Annotated in this window: 9 protein-coding genes; 4 read left to right on the forward strand and 5 right to left on the reverse strand. The window is 63.8% G+C overall.

The features are described 5' to 3' along the window. The first annotated feature begins 158 nt into the window (after positions 1 to 158). From M1D87_RS17880 to M1D87_RS17895, 4 genes are all read left to right on the forward strand, one after another. Entirely contained in the window at positions 159 to 1,064 is a 906-nt protein-coding gene (locus tag M1D87_RS17880) for a LysR family transcriptional regulator (RefSeq protein WP_013973410.1), read from the forward strand. Between the two features lie 122 nt (positions 1,065 to 1,186). Continuing rightward, on the forward strand, positions 1,187 to 2,146 hold the full coding sequence (locus tag M1D87_RS17885; protein WP_123085710.1) for a hypothetical protein: 960 nt from the start codon (positions 1,187 to 1,189) through the stop codon (positions 2,144 to 2,146). Further along, entirely contained in the window at positions 2,143 to 5,325 is a 3,183-nt protein-coding gene (locus M1D87_RS17890; RefSeq protein ID WP_322264609.1) for a T6SS effector BTH_I2691 family protein, read from the forward strand. The genes M1D87_RS17885 and M1D87_RS17890 overlap by 4 nt, the downstream gene beginning before the upstream one ends. Before the next feature lie 164 nt (positions 5,326 to 5,489). Then, on the forward strand, positions 5,490 to 6,095 hold the full coding sequence (locus M1D87_RS17895) for a DUF6708 domain-containing protein (protein ID WP_311133381.1): 606 nt from the start codon (positions 5,490 to 5,492) through the stop codon (positions 6,093 to 6,095). A gap of 370 nt (positions 6,096 to 6,465) precedes the next feature. Here M1D87_RS17895 and M1D87_RS17900 read toward each other — a convergent pair whose 3' ends face one another. From M1D87_RS17900 to kdpA, 5 genes are all read right to left on the reverse strand, one after another. Next, positions 6,466 to 7,161, reverse strand: coding sequence for a response regulator (locus M1D87_RS17900; protein ID WP_038409994.1), 696 nt, complete (start codon positions 7,159 to 7,161; stop codon positions 6,466 to 6,468). Further along, positions 7,158 to 9,812 (reverse strand): sensor histidine kinase, encoded by a 2,655-nt coding sequence (locus M1D87_RS17905; RefSeq protein ID WP_123085597.1) that lies wholly within the window; start codon positions 9,810 to 9,812, stop codon positions 7,158 to 7,160. Before M1D87_RS17905 ends, M1D87_RS17900 begins: the two co-directional genes overlap by 4 nt. Positions 9,813 to 9,968: 156 nt before the next feature. Further along, positions 9,969 to 10,520 (reverse strand): potassium-transporting ATPase subunit KdpC, encoded by a 552-nt coding sequence (gene kdpC / locus M1D87_RS17910; RefSeq protein ID WP_123085598.1) that lies wholly within the window; start codon positions 10,518 to 10,520, stop codon positions 9,969 to 9,971. Positions 10,521 to 10,530: 10 nt separating this feature from the next. Continuing rightward, positions 10,531 to 12,585, reverse strand: a complete 2,055-nt coding sequence (gene kdpB / locus M1D87_RS17915; protein WP_123085599.1) for a potassium-transporting ATPase subunit KdpB — start codon at positions 12,583 to 12,585, stop codon at positions 10,531 to 10,533. 9 nt (positions 12,586 to 12,594) lie between these two features. Continuing rightward, entirely contained in the window at positions 12,595 to 14,289 is a 1,695-nt protein-coding gene (kdpA, locus tag M1D87_RS17920; RefSeq protein WP_123085600.1) for a potassium-transporting ATPase subunit KdpA, read from the reverse strand. Positions 14,290 to 14,297 lie beyond the last annotated feature (8 nt).

A 14,297-nucleotide genomic window follows, 5' to 3' on the forward strand; every position in this document is an offset into this window, starting at 1 on the left:
GTAGGAGCAGCCTTGTGCTGCGAAGCGCCGCGCGGGCGGCGCTCGATCTCACAGGCGCTGACAATCCCCCGCCGAACCGCTCGGCACCCTGGTGCATTCTCAAACAAAAGCCCCATAATTTTCTTCCATAACACTCCCCGTCATCAGGTTTACTGACAATGGCCTTTACCAGCGACTCCCTGGCAATCTTCCTCGCGGTGCTGGAAGCAGGCTCGTTCTCTGCCGCCGCGCGCAAGCTGGGGCGTGTGCCTTCGGCCGTGAGCATGGCCATCGCCCAGCTGGAGGCGGAGCTGGACCTGGTGCTGTTCGACCGGGCCACGCGCAAAGCCTTGCCCACCAGCGCCGCCCTGGCCCTGGAGCCCCAGGCCAGGCAGGTGATCTGCCAGCTCAACCTGCTCGACGCCCAGGCCCTGCAACTGCACAAAGGGCTGGAAAAGCGCCTGACTATCGCCATGGCCCCCGAGCTGCAGACCGGCCGCTGGAGCCAGCCGCTGGAAACCCTCGCCCAGGAATTTCCCAGCCTGGAAATCGAAGTACGCTCGGCCACCCAGGCCGAAGCCATCCGCCTGCTGCATGACGGCAGCGTGCAACTGGCACTGGTCTTCGAACGGCCTGGCATCGACGAGCGCGAGTCATTCCTGGAGGCCGGCAGCCAGTTGCTGGTGGCCGTCGCATCCCCCCGCCATCCGGCCGGGCAGAACAGCGGCACGCCGTTGCCGGAAGAAACTTTCGCCGAACAGCGGCAGATCATTGTGGCGTCGGGCAAGGCCACCGGGTCGGACCCGCGCATGGTGCTGTCGCGGCGCATCTGGCTGACCGACAGCTACCTGGCCACGCTGGACCTGGTGCAATCGGGGCTCGGTTGGGCCTACCTGCCGCAGCCTTTGGTAGAGCCGTTGATTGCTTCGGGCGCGCTGGCGGAGGTGCGTTTCGACAACATGGCCAGCCGATTGCGCTTGTGGGTGGACATCATCTGGGTCAAGTCGCGCCCGTTGGGCCTGGGCGCGCGGCGTTACCTTGACGTGATGCGCCAATGCTTTGAAACAGAATCCCCGAGGTCCTGAGCGATACGACTGCCTCGTCCGACAGCGAAAAATCCTACATCTGGTTAGGAAGCCGATAACTACCTGCAGCATTGATTCCCCGTTAGGTTTCTGCTCGCCATCAAGAAGAAAAGGAACTTCTCATGTCGAGCCAGTCCACGCAGGGCTACGTGCAGTCGGTCGATCACTTCGCCAACCAGCAGCGCCAACCAGAAGAGGCCCTCTACCTTTTACTGGACCCATTCGCCGGCTGCCCGCCTGAGCACCCGCTGGCCATCGCTGCCCTCAGCGAAGCGCTGGGTAGTGATGCCGTAACGCGCGTCGACTGCAGCGGGCTGGTGCAGGATCCTGAGTGCTGGCCAGCTCTGGTGCGGCTCGCCGAACCCGGCGATGCGCCCACAGCCCTTGCCCTATTAAGCGCGACCTGCGCCGCTCGTGAATCGGCAGCTACCTGGCACTACGTGTGTGGCTGGCTGATCAGCGATCAACCCGCCGACCTCATCGCCCAGCACATCAGCCACCAGTGTCAGGTGCTGCACCAACCAGAACCGCACGGTATCACCGCCTGGTTCGAGCCCGTGCGGCTGGCGCTGCTACGCGCGACCCTGAAAAACGCAGGCGAACTCCTCGGGCCTGTTCGCAGTTGGCTACATCCCGATGGTTGTGGCAGTTGCGAGGTATTCGAGCGAGAACCCATGGCTGGCGAACTGGCCGTCCCCGAGGCCGTAAGGGCGACCCAGCACGTCGCACCACAGATCATTCAACTGCTCGGCGCCTGGCATCGCCTGAGTGCCGTGCAGCATCCCCATGCACCTTGGCACTTCGCAGGCTCCTCAGGCTTGCCGGAAAACGCCCCCACCCATGCCATGAACCTGATCCTCAAGGCGTTCAAGCAGGGCCTGCGCGACCGCGCCGATATCCAGTGCATGAGCCTGCACATGCTCATGATCCACCCATTGCTCCTTCAGCACCCGACCATCCAGCACGAGGTGGAAAGGGCAGCGGCCGGCGAGCAGCGCCTGGCGGACCGCTTCGCCAGCTACGACGACTGCACCTGGTCGCACATCGTCGCCGGCCTGCCGAAGGCAAGGAGTTACCCATGAGCATCAGCAAAGCCATCCACATCGCCATGCAGGAAGAGATCCCCAACACCTACGGCACCTGCAATGCCTGCGAACGCTCCGGCCTGCCGATTCTGCTGCTGCGCGAGGCCTACGCCCCGCGCCCGGATACAGGGCGCCCCTATCGCCTGGCAGACGACAGCGAAATCATCTTCCACCCGATGCACACCGACCAGTTGCGCCTCCTGCGCCAGGGTTATGTCTACGTACTGCTCGACCAGGAAATCTGGCAGGCCTACGAGGTAGCGGCGGAAGGTACCTTGCAGCGCTTTCCGGTGTCGCAGATGCCCTTCGGGCCACCCAGGCCGTTACCCAAGGTATGCGCCACCGAAGGCCACGATGTGATTGCCTCGTTCATCAACATCGATACCCTGCTCTACCGCAAGGCCTGGATCGCCTTCGCCAACGACCCTTGGCCCCGTGCGGTACTCGACCGCTATCGGCAAGGCATCGCCGACAGTGACGCGGGCACCCTCGCCCGCTTCGTCGAAGTGGACCTGAACACCGCACGCAACGACCCTGCCAGCCTCGGCATCGCCATGACCGACAGCTTCCGCTTCGGCCTGGAACAGGTGCTGGAGTTCTCCACCTTTTCCTCTGCCAGGTTTACCAGCGTCCATGGCTTTTACAGCCGCCTGGGCCGCTGGCATGAAACCCGCACTCATGTGCGCAATGTGATCGAGCAGGAACAACTGCCCAATGGCGTGCTGGCGCTGACACTGCCCGACCCGGTCGGCATGGTCATGGAGCTCAACGCGCAACGCACTGGCTGGGTGCAGGCCCTGCAGGAATGGCGGGCGCAGCCGCAGCGGCACTTCGAATACTTCACCTCGCAAGCACTACTGGGCATCCGCGAATTGCACGCGGCCATGGCGGCCGTGCAGGGTGCCGAGGACGCGCAGCGGGAAGCCCGGCAGGTCGAGCAATGGAACGACAGCCCGATCGCGGCCAAGGCGTATCTGCCGCCGGTGGACATCGACGCGCAGACCGAACGCAACACCGCGCGCAAGCAGCAGGACGCCCGCGAGCGGCTGGAAGAGCGTTACGACGAAGGCGCCCGCGCAGCGTTCCAGGCCGACTACGACCGCGAACTGAAAAACTGGCAGTCGATGATCGACCAGGTTGGCGATCTGTATGCGCGGCACTATGCCAAGCGGGCGTTTCAACAGATCGGCTACTACGACTATGACGCGACCTCCCCCGTTTCGGTGGAGTACTTCATCCAGATGATGGCCGCCTGCCTGGCCGGCGGGCCCACTGAAACCTTGCCTCAGGAGGGTCAGCCGCTCGGGATCACCCAGCATATCTGGCAGCAGTTGCTGGAAGACGACCGCAGCCTGCTTTACCAGGCACTGCTGGCCAAGAATCAGAAGCTGATGCAGCAGGTGGCCAGCGCGCTGTCCGGGGACGACTTCGGCAAGGTGTACGACATCATCAAGGGCATCGCCGGGACCGCCGATGGCCAACTGCTGATGATCAAGCCGATACAGGATGCCGTTGGCCAGTTGCTGGCCGCGACCAACAGCGCCGGGAATGCGCTCAGCCAGCACATCAGTGAACGGACCAAGACCCTGATCGGCCATGTGCATCGCTCGGCGCTTGCACTCTTCGCCGGGCAGCAGGTGACGCCGCTGCGGGTGTCGCTGACAGTGGGCGAATACATGAGCCTGCTCAACGAAGCCCTGGAGGCCCGGACCGATGCGTTTCTGCAGCAGGTAGACAAGCAGTTCCGTGATCCCCTGGGCCGCAAGGTGCGGGCCATGGTGCTGAGTGGCGCGATCAATATTGCGGCAGCGGGTAACCGTAGCCAGATGATCGAGGTGATGCTCTGGACGTTGGAAAGCGCCGAGAGTTTGCAGGCGCGGCTGGTGCAGTTGCGCGAGGGTGCAGCCGGCGGCGTCGGGGCGCTGGTACGCAATGTTGCGATTGGTGCGGGTACGCTGCGTGCGCAGGTTACGGGTGGTTTGAAGATCAGTTCTACGGCCGCGCAAAGCCTGGCAAGCGATGCGATGCGCAGCCTGCGGGATGCTGCAGCGAGCAGTGGAAGTGGGAAGCTGATGCTTGCCTTGGGGGGCATATGGTTCCAGCAGGACAGCCTGGGCAAGAACTATCGGGCGTTGCAGGAGACGCATCAGAACAATCCAGAGGCGCTTGCCGCGATCTGGTCTTCATCGCTTGGGTTGTTGGGAGTGAGTGTCGAAGCGGCAGGGCTTGCTGTCACACTTGTACAACCGAAGATACCGTGGCCCAGAACGGTAACCACAGCTTCACTAGGAAAGAACCTAGCCAAGTACGGCGGCGCCATCGCTGCACTCGCCAATGCCATGGATGCAGTGCAATACGTGAATGCGCTCGCCAGAACTAATAACCAAGGGGACAGTACCTCTGCAAACCAGTACGCTCGCGCGGCCGTGCTTGCTACGGTTTCCACTGTCTCTGGTATTTACTCGGCATTATTCGCAAGTTCGCTACTCGGTCCCTTAGGCTTTACGATCATCCTTGGTCTGGCAGCCTATACGCTGGCGATGGATGCCAAAAATCAAGAATCTTCACTATTAGAGCTTTGGTCCCGACACAGTAGATGGGGAACACCAGAGGAACATCGGCGCTGGATGAATCCACAAGATCTGGATACCGCAATTGGCTCACTGAACGCGGCAGCCTTGGGAGTTCAAGCGCAGGTTTCAATTGAGACAAGATTTCAACCAACTCACAGTACCCACACGCTAGACCAAACTAAAGCCTTCATCAGCGATGACGCTGCTGTTGCGGCAGGTTTTTATCTCGATTTGTACATAAGCTTGCCAAATTTCAGTACTGAAGACGCACAGTACAAATGGCAAGTGACTGTGTACCCAGCAGGGCAAAATCGACTGCCTTTTCATCTCTCTGGTAATAGTTTACATCCAAAAGTAGTCGAATACGTGCCCGAAGAAACCAAAAAAACCTTTGCTAGCCCTGAAAGCGTCAGCGAACGAATAATTTTTAAAACCACCGATAAGACCCTGCACATCAGCACTTCAATTCCACTACAGGATAACCATTGCACAAAAGCCATTGAGCTAACGCTCACTTATTGGCCCAACAAGCATGACATGTCAGGTTATGCAAAAGTGACAATGAGAGAAAACAATCTATCCTCGCTAAGGGGTCTATTCTAATGGCCCGCCCGCACCTTAACCCGCCATGTACAGGATGGATAGAGGACCTACCCCATCCTGACACTCCCATTGCGATCGAAGCCAGCCTGGGCAATCAATCCCCTAACCATCAGGATCCCATCTACCTTGAAGTACCCAGACCCCTTGGTTGGGCAAGAGAAGTAATGGCTTTCCTTTCGCTTCCAACTATCGCCATCACCACCCCTCTGCTCAGTTTCATAAACTCCAACATAGAGCAGAGAGACTTCGAATCCGTGCTAATTGATATATTAATACTTGCATGCGGAGTATGGGCATCCGTATTTTGCCTTCGAGTAAGCATATCCCCACCCCGAGATGAACCCCTTCGCTTCAACCGAGTACGTAAAAAATTGTATGCATACAATTTCAAGTACTGCTGGTGGAACCCCTTCACGAACTGGAAAGTAGAAACAGTTTGCTACGACTGGTCCCAAGTCCGCGCCGAGCGCTGGTCCCAGACCGGCGCACTGCCAAACGGTGGGTTAATTTTCAAATGGGGTGTCACACTCTCCATCGTTGCACCAGGCACAAACAATGTCATCGACCGTTTTCCTCTGGTTACGATGGGGGCCGACCAACATGTCTGGGCCTACATCTGCACCTACATGCAGGAAGGCCCCTCAGCCCTGCCACCACCCGCCCCCCCCAAGGATCACAACGATGTGCTCTGGTGTGAGTTCGCCCTGCGCCTGGCACCCCGAGTAGAGTGGCCAGCGGAAATGGATCAGGAGTCGAGAACCGCCCCCTGAGCTACTGTCTTGCGCTGCTTGCTCTGGCCCATCGCCGGCATGCCAGCTCTCATAGAACTGCACATGACTCATTGAGTTAGCAGGGACTCTGTGGGAGCGGCTTCAGCCGCGAACACCGGCGCAGCCGGTGCCATGCACCGCGTTGGATTCTTCGCGGCTAAAGCCGCTCCCACAGGGTACGCGGGCCGTTTGCGAATTCAGTTTTTTACGCGACAGCGCAGCCCAAAGGGCTGGGCAATCTCTCTTAGGTTGCACATGACTCATTGGATTAGCAGGGACCCTGTGGGAGCGGGCATGCCCGCGAACACCGGCGCAGCCGGTGCCATGCACCGCGCTGGATTCTTCGCGGGCATGCCCGCTCCCACAGGGGTTACATGGTGGGCGCCACCAACCTGTATCCCACACCTGGCTCGGTGATGATGAACCGCGGCGCCGTGGGGTCATCGCCCAGCTTTTGCCGCAGATGCCCGACCACTATCCGCAGGTAATGGGTGTCATCCACATGGGTAGGCCCCCAGATATCCTTGAGCAGCTGCTGCTGGGTAATCACTCGCCCCGGGTGCCCGGCCAGTTGCGCCAGCAGCGCATACTCCTTGCGGGTCAGCGCCACTTCCGCGCCATCCAGGGTCACCCGGCGAAAGGCAAAGTCCACCATCAGCGGCCCAAAGCTGGCCGCCACTTCCGAGCCACCGGCCTGCGGCACCTGGCGCAGCAAGGCGCGCACCCGCGCCAGGAACTCCTGGATGCCGAACGGCTTGGTCACATAGTCGTTGGCGCCGCCATCCAGCGCATCGACCTTCTGCACTTCACTGGCGCGCACCGACAACACCAGCACCGGCACCGCGCTCCATTCGCGCAGGTCACGCAGTACCTGCTGGCCGTCCATGTCCGGCAGGCCCAGGTCGAGTACCACCAGGTCCGGCTTGCCCAGCGCCGCCTGAGCGAGCCCTTCCGCGCCAGTGGCGGCCTCGAGCACCTTGTAGCCTTGCGAGGCCAGGCTGATGCGCAGGAACTTGCGGATCTGCGGTTCATCGTCGATGACCAGGAGGGTGGCGGACTGACTCATGGGGTTTCGCTTTCGGTTTCAGGTTGAGGGGGCAGCGGCAAGCATAAAGTGATGCTGGTGCCCTGGCCATCGATGCCTTCGCCCACCAGGATCTGGCCGCCATGGGCGCCGATCATGCCCTGGCAGATCGCCAGGCCCAGGCCGGTGCCCTGCCCGCCGCGGTCACCGCGAGCGGCGGTGTAGAACATGTCGAAGATCTTCTCGCGGTCTTCCACGGGAATACCGGGGCCCTGGTCGCTGACGGCAAAGCACAACCGGGCGTCCTGCACCGTCACCTGCAGCTCCAGCCGGCCATTGGCTGGCGAGAAGCGCGCGGCATTTTCCAGCACGTTGACCAGCGCCTGCTCGATCAACGCCGCATGCACGAACAGCAACGGCAGCTCGGCCGGCACGTCGGTGTGTACCCGCAGCGGCGCCAGCACCGCGCGCAGGCGGTTGAGCGCGCTACCGACGATGTCGGCCGGGGCCACCCAGTCGCGGGCCAGCTTGAGGCCGCCGTGGCCCAGGCGGGTCATGTCGAGCAGGTTCTGGATGTAGCGGTCGAGGCGTTCGGCCTCGTTGCGGGTGCCCTCCAGCAGTTCGCGGCGGTCGGCGGCGGGGATCGCCTCGCCCAGCGCCAGCAGGCTGTCGATGCTGCCGCGCATGGCGGTCAGCGGGGTGCGCAAATCATGGGAAACGGACGCGAGCAAGGCGCTGCGCAACTGCTCGGTTTCGCCATGCAGACGCGCAGCCTCCAGCTGTTCGGCCAGCCGGGCGCGGGCCAGGGCCTGGGCCAGTGGTTGGCCAAGGGCAGTGAGCAGGCGCCGGCGCGGGTCGCTGAGCGGCTGGCCGGAGCGTGGGCGCACACCAAGCAATGCCAGGGGCTGCTCATCCACCGCCAGCGGCCACCACCACCAGCGGCCATTGGGCAGGGTGTCGCTGCCATGACCGGCGGCCTGGCCGTGCTGCCAGGCCCACTCTGCGGCGGCGCGTTCGTTATCGCTGAAGGCATGGGCTTCGCCGCTGGCCACCTGCAACTGGCCTTCGACATTGCGCTCCAGCAGGCACACCTGCATGTCCTGCCAACCGTCCAGGTGCTGGCCGGCGGCGTTGAACACCGCCTGGCGGTCGGTGGCCACGGTCAGCCGGCGCGACAGGTCGAGCAACTGGCTGGTCTGCGCCTGGGTCTCGCGCAGCGCCTGCAACTGGCGGCGCTGGCGGGCGGCCAGGTTGCCGGTGAGCGCGGCCATCAACAGGAAGAACACCAGGGTCAGCACGTCTTCTTCGCGCTGGATCCTGAACGACAGGTTGGGCGGGATGAACAGGAAGTCGTAGGTCAGGAACGACAGCACCGCGCAGGCCAGCGCAGGCCCCAGGCTGCTGCGCACTGCCACCAGCAACACCGCGGCCAGGAACACCAGCGATATGTTGGGCAGCGCCAGCACACTCGACACCGCCCAGGCCAGGCCTGCGGCCATGACCGTGGCCAGCAGCGCCAGCAGGTAATGGCGCCAGACCCACACCCGCCGTACCGCCGAACGCGGCGCTGGCGGCTGCGCGTCGCGGTCCAGCACGTTGATTTCCAGGCCGTGGCTTTCGCGCAGCAGCCGCGCGGCCACACCGGCACCGAACAGGCGCCGGCGCAGGCGGTCGCGGGACTGCCCAACCAGCACCAGGCTGGCCCGCCGTTCGGCAGCATGCTGGATCAGTGTGCGCACCACTTCGCCGGCACGCAGCAGTACCACCTCGCCGCCCAGGCGTTCGGCCAGTTGCTGGGCAGCTTGCAGGCGCTGGCGTGCGGTTTCGTCGCGCAGGCGGCCGTTGTCCACGTGCACCAGGCTCCAGGGCAGGTGGCGGCGTTGCGCCACGCGGCTGGCATGGCGCACCAAACGTTCCGCCTGGTCGTCACCATCCACGCCCACCAGCAAGCGCCCACGCAGGGCCGGGGCTTCCTGGCCGCGTTGGCGATAACCGTGGGCCAGGTCGGCATCCACCTGGGCAGCGGCGGTCTGCATGGCCAGTTCGCGCAGGGCGGTAAGGTTGGTTTGCGAGAAGAACGCATCGATGGCGGCCCGCGCCTGCTCGGGCACGTACACCTTGCCTTCGCGCAGGCGTTCAAGCAGCTCCCGGGGGGGCAGGTCGATCAGCACCAGCTCGAAGGCTTCCTGCAGCACCCAGTCCGGAAGGGTTTCGCGCACTTGCACGCCAGTAATGTCGCGGACCTTGTCGTTGAGGCTTTCCAGGTGCTGGACGTTGACCGTGGTGTACACATCGATGCCGGCGGCCAGCAGTTCCTGTACGTCCTGCCAGCGTTTGGCATGGCGGCTGCCGGGCGCATTGGTGTGGGCCAATTCGTCGACCAGCACCAGGGCCGGCGCGGCCTTGAGAAGGCCGTCGAGGTCCATTTCCTCTAGGGTGACGCCGCGGTACTGGCTACGCAGCAGGGGCTGCTGCTGAAGGCCAGCGAGCAATACCTCGGTTTCGGCACGGCCATGGGTTTCGACCACCCCAGCCAGCACCTGCACGTTCTGGCGTTGCTGGGCGTGGGCGGCCTGGAGCATGGCGAAGGTCTTGCCGACGCCGGGGGCGGCGCCAAGGAACACCTTCAACCGCCCCCGGCCGCTTCGCGGGAGGGTAGCCAACAGCGCGTCTGCGCGGGCGGAGTCACTCATCTTTCATCCTTTGCTATTTCCAGCAAGCAGCAAATCCAGGGACAAACACCGTACCTGTGGGAGCGGGTTCACCCGCGAATGCAGTAAAAGCGCCACCGACGCATTCGCGGGTAAACCCGCTCCCACAGGGTCCCTGCTAGCCCCTCAAGTCATCTATCAATGGCTGAAGTTTTCCAAGGCCTGGTTCAAGGCCAGCACATTGACCACCGGCGGGCCGATCAATGGGTGGAGGGTGGCCTCTTCCAGCAAGCCTTGCAAGCGCTCCACCGGCAACTGCCGTGCCGCCGCCACCCGCGGGATCTGGTAGGCCACGGCCTCCGGCGGCAGGTGCGGGTCGAGGCCGCTGCCCGAGGTGGTGAGCAGCGCCTGGGGCACCGGCCCCTGCTGCGCCTGGTACAACGCAGCCGCATCGCCCTTGACCCGCTCGGCCAGCGCCGGGTTGCTCGGCGACAGGTTGCTGGCGCTGCTGGCCACGGTGGCGTAGGCGCCTGCCGATGGCCGCGCGTGGAACCAGCCATCGCCCTGGAAATCCTGGGCAATCAGCGCCGAACCGCGCACCTGGCCCCGGTCATCGCGCACCAGGCTGCCATTGGCCTGGCTGGGGAAAAACACCTGGGCAATACCGGTCACCGCCAACGGATACAGCGCGCCGGTCACCAGGGTCATCAACAGGGCCAGGCTCAATGCCGGGCGTACATAAGCATTCATGGTGGCCTCCTCAGACCAGGTGCAGAGCATTGAGCAGCAGGTCGATCAGCTTGATCCCGGCAAACGGCACGACAATGCCGCCCAGCCCGTAGATCAGCAGGTTGCGCCGCAGCAGGTGCGCCGCACTGGCCGCCTGCACCCGCACGCCGCGCAGCGCCAGCGGGATCAGCACAATGATGATCAGCGCGTTGAACACGATGGCCGACAGAATCGCACTCTGCGGGCTGGCCAGGTGCATCAGGTTGAGCACGCCCAACTGCGGGTAGATGGCGGCGAACAGTGCCGGGAGGATGGCGAAATACTTGGCCACATCATTGGCGATGGAGAAGGTGGTCAGCGCGCCGCGGGTCACCAACAACTCCTTGCCGACCTGCACCACATCCAGCAGCTTGGTCGGGTCGCTGTCCAGGTCGACCATGTTGGCTGCCTCGCGCGCCGCCTGGGTACCGTCGTTCATGGCCATGCCCACGTCAGCCTGGGCCAGTGCCGGGGCGTCGTTGGCACCGTCGCCGCACATGGCCACCAGGCGGCCGTCGTTCTGCTCCTGGCGGATGCGCGCCAGCTTCTTCTCTGGCGTGGCCTCGGCCAGCACGTCATCCACACCGGCCTCGGCAGCGATGGCGGCGGCGGTCAGCGGGTTGTCGCCGGTCACCATCACCGTGCGGATGCCCAGCTTGCGCAGCTCGGCAAAGCGCTCGCGGATGCCGGGTTTGACCACATCCTTGAGGTGGATCACGCCAAGCAGGCGCTTGTCCAGGCACACCAGCAGCGGTGTACCGCCGCTCTGGGCAATACGCTCCACTTCACGGGCCAGTGCCGGTGGCATTTCCAGGCGTTGCATGCCGACGAACGCCAGTACGGCATCGACAGCGCCCTTGCGGTAGCGGTGTTGCTGGAAGTCGATCCCCGACAGGCGCGTCTCGGCGCTGAAAGCCACGGCCTCGAACTGGCCGGCGGACGGTTCGACAAAATCATGCAGCTGGCGCAGATACTCGACGATCGACTTGCCCTCGGCGGTGTCGTCCGCCAGCGAGGCCAGCAAGGCGCCCTCCCCCAGCTCGCGGGCGGTGATGCCCGGTGCCGCGTGCAGCGCACTGCAGCGGCGGTTGCCGAAGGTAATGGTGCCAGTCTTGTCGAGCATCAGCGTATGCACGTCACCGGCCGCCTCCACCGCCCGGCCCGAGCGGGCGATGACGTTCAGCCGCACCAGCCGGTCCATGCCGGCAATGCCGATGGCCGACAGCAGGCCGCCGATGGTGGTGGGGATCAGCGTTACCAGTAATGCGGCGAGAAAGATCAGCGGCAGGCTGCCACCGACAAAGTGGGCGAACGGCTGCAGGGTCACCACCACGATCAGGAAGATCAGGGTCAGGCCGATCAGCAGGATGTCGAGGGCGATCTCGTTGGGCGTCTTCTGCCGCTTGGCGCCCTCGACCAGGGCAATCATGCGGTCGAGGGTCGATTCGCCCGGGTTGCTGGTTACGCGGATCAACAACCAGTCTGAGACCAGCCGGGTATTGCCGGTCACCGCTGAGCGATCGCCGCCGGACTCGCGGATCACCGGCGCGGACTCGCCGGTAATGGCGGCCTCGTTGACCGCAGCGATACCTTCAAGCACCTCGCCGTCACCGGGAATCATTTCACCAGCTACCACGCGCACCACATCGTCCTTGCGCAGCGCGCTGGCTGCTACGGTTTCGTAGCTGCCATCACGCTTGCGACGCTGGGCGGTAAGCCCTTGGCTGCCAGCCTTGAGGCTGTCGGCGCGGGCCTTGCCACGACCTTCGGCCAGGGCCTCGGCAAAGTTGGCGAACAGCACGGTGAACCACAGCCACAGCGCGATCTGCACGGCCACACCAGTGCTCACACCGCTGCCGGGAGCGAAACACAGGACGGTGGTCAGTACCGCAGTCAGGGCGACCACCAGCATCACCGGCGAGCGCTTGAGTTGGCGCGGGTCGAGCTTGACGAATGCCTGCACCAGCGCCGGGCGCCACAATGCGGCGAAACGGGTCTGATCCTTGGCACTTTGCCGGGCTTTTACTTCAGCAATGGGCATGTTCATGGTCGGTCCTCAAAAACCCAGACTCAAATGTTCGGCGATCGGCCCAAGGGCCAGGGTCGGCAGGAAGGTCAGGCCACCGACCAGCAGGATGGTGACCAGCAGCAGGCTGGTGAACAGCGGGCCATGGGTGGGGAAGCTGTTAAGCCCCTGGGGCGCGCTTTTCTTCGCCGCCAGGCTGCCGGCCAGCGCCAGTACCGGCAGGATGTAGCCGAAGCGGCCGATGAGCATGGCCAGGCCGATCATCAGGTTGTGGTACACCGTGTTGGCACCAAAGCCGGCAAAGGCCGAGCCGTTGTTGGCCGTGCCCGACGTATAGGCATACAGCAGCTGGCTGAAACCATGCGCACCCGGGTTGCTGACCGCACCTGCCGGGCCTGGCAGGCTGGCGGCAATGGCGCCGAGCACCAACACGCCGACCGGCATCACCAGCAGGGTCGCCACCAGCAACTGCACCTCGCGGGCCTGCAGTTTCTTGCCCAGGTATTCCGGGGTGCGGCCGATCATCAGCCCGGCCAGGAACACCGCGATCAATACGAACAACAGCATGCCGTAAAGCCCTGCACCGACGCCGCCGAAGATCACCTCACCGACCATCATGTTGACCATCGCCACCATGCCGGTCAGCGGGTTGAGGCTGTCGTGCATGGCATTGACCGAACCGTTGGAGGCAGAGGTGGTAGTCACTGTCCACAGCACAGAACCGGTGGTGCCGAAGCGGGCTTCCTTGCCCTCCATCGGGGCGCTTTGCTGTACCTGCGCGCTCTCGAGGGCCGGGTTGGGCTGGTACTCGGACCACAACGCCGTGCTGCCGCCGATCAGGAACAGGGCCAGCATGCAGGCGAGGATTGCGCGGCTCTGGCGCAGGTCCTTCACGTAGTGGCCAAAGGTGAACACCAGCGCCACCGGAATGAGGATGATCGAAGCCACCTCGAACAGGTTGCTCCAGGCCGTGGGGTTTTCGAACGGGTGCGCCGAGTTGACTCCGAAGAAGCCACCGCCATTGGTACCCAGTTGCTTGATGGCGATCTGGCTGGCGGCCGGGCCCAGCGGGATGGTCTGCTCGGTGCCTTGCAGGGTGACCGCGTGGGCGTAGTCGGCCAAGGTTTGCGGTACGCCCTGCCATACCAGCAGCAACGCCAGCAGCAGGCACAGCGGCAGCAAGCCGTAAAGGGTGGCGCGGGTCATGTCGACCCAGAAGTTGCCTAGCGTCGTGGCGCTGCGCCGTGCGATGCCGCGGCACAGGGCGACCAGCACGGCCAGTCCGGTGGCGGCGCTGACGAAGTTCTGCACGGTCAGGCCGAGCATCTGGCTCAGGTAGCTGACCGACGCTTCACCGCTGTAGGCCTGCCAGTTGGTGTTGGTTACGAAGCTGATCGCGGTGTTGAACGCCAGCGACCATTCCTGGCCGGGCAGATGCTGCGGGTTGAATGGCAGGTAGCCCTGCAACAGCAGCACGGCGAACAGCAGCAGGAACCCGGCCAGGTTGAAGGCCAGCAGAGCCAGGGTGTACTGCTGCCAGTTCTGTTCCTGGCTGGCGCGCACGCCCGCCAGCCGGTAGCAGGCTTGCTCGACCGGGCCCAGCACGGGCGACAGCCAGGTGCGCTGGCCTTCCATGACCTTGAAGTAGAACCGCCCGAGCCAGGGTGCCGGTAGCAGCACGATGGCGAAAAATGCCAACAGCAAGGCGAAATCGTAACTGTGCATGGCCGCTC

Source organism: Pseudomonas sp. SA233 (assembly GCF_054792385.1).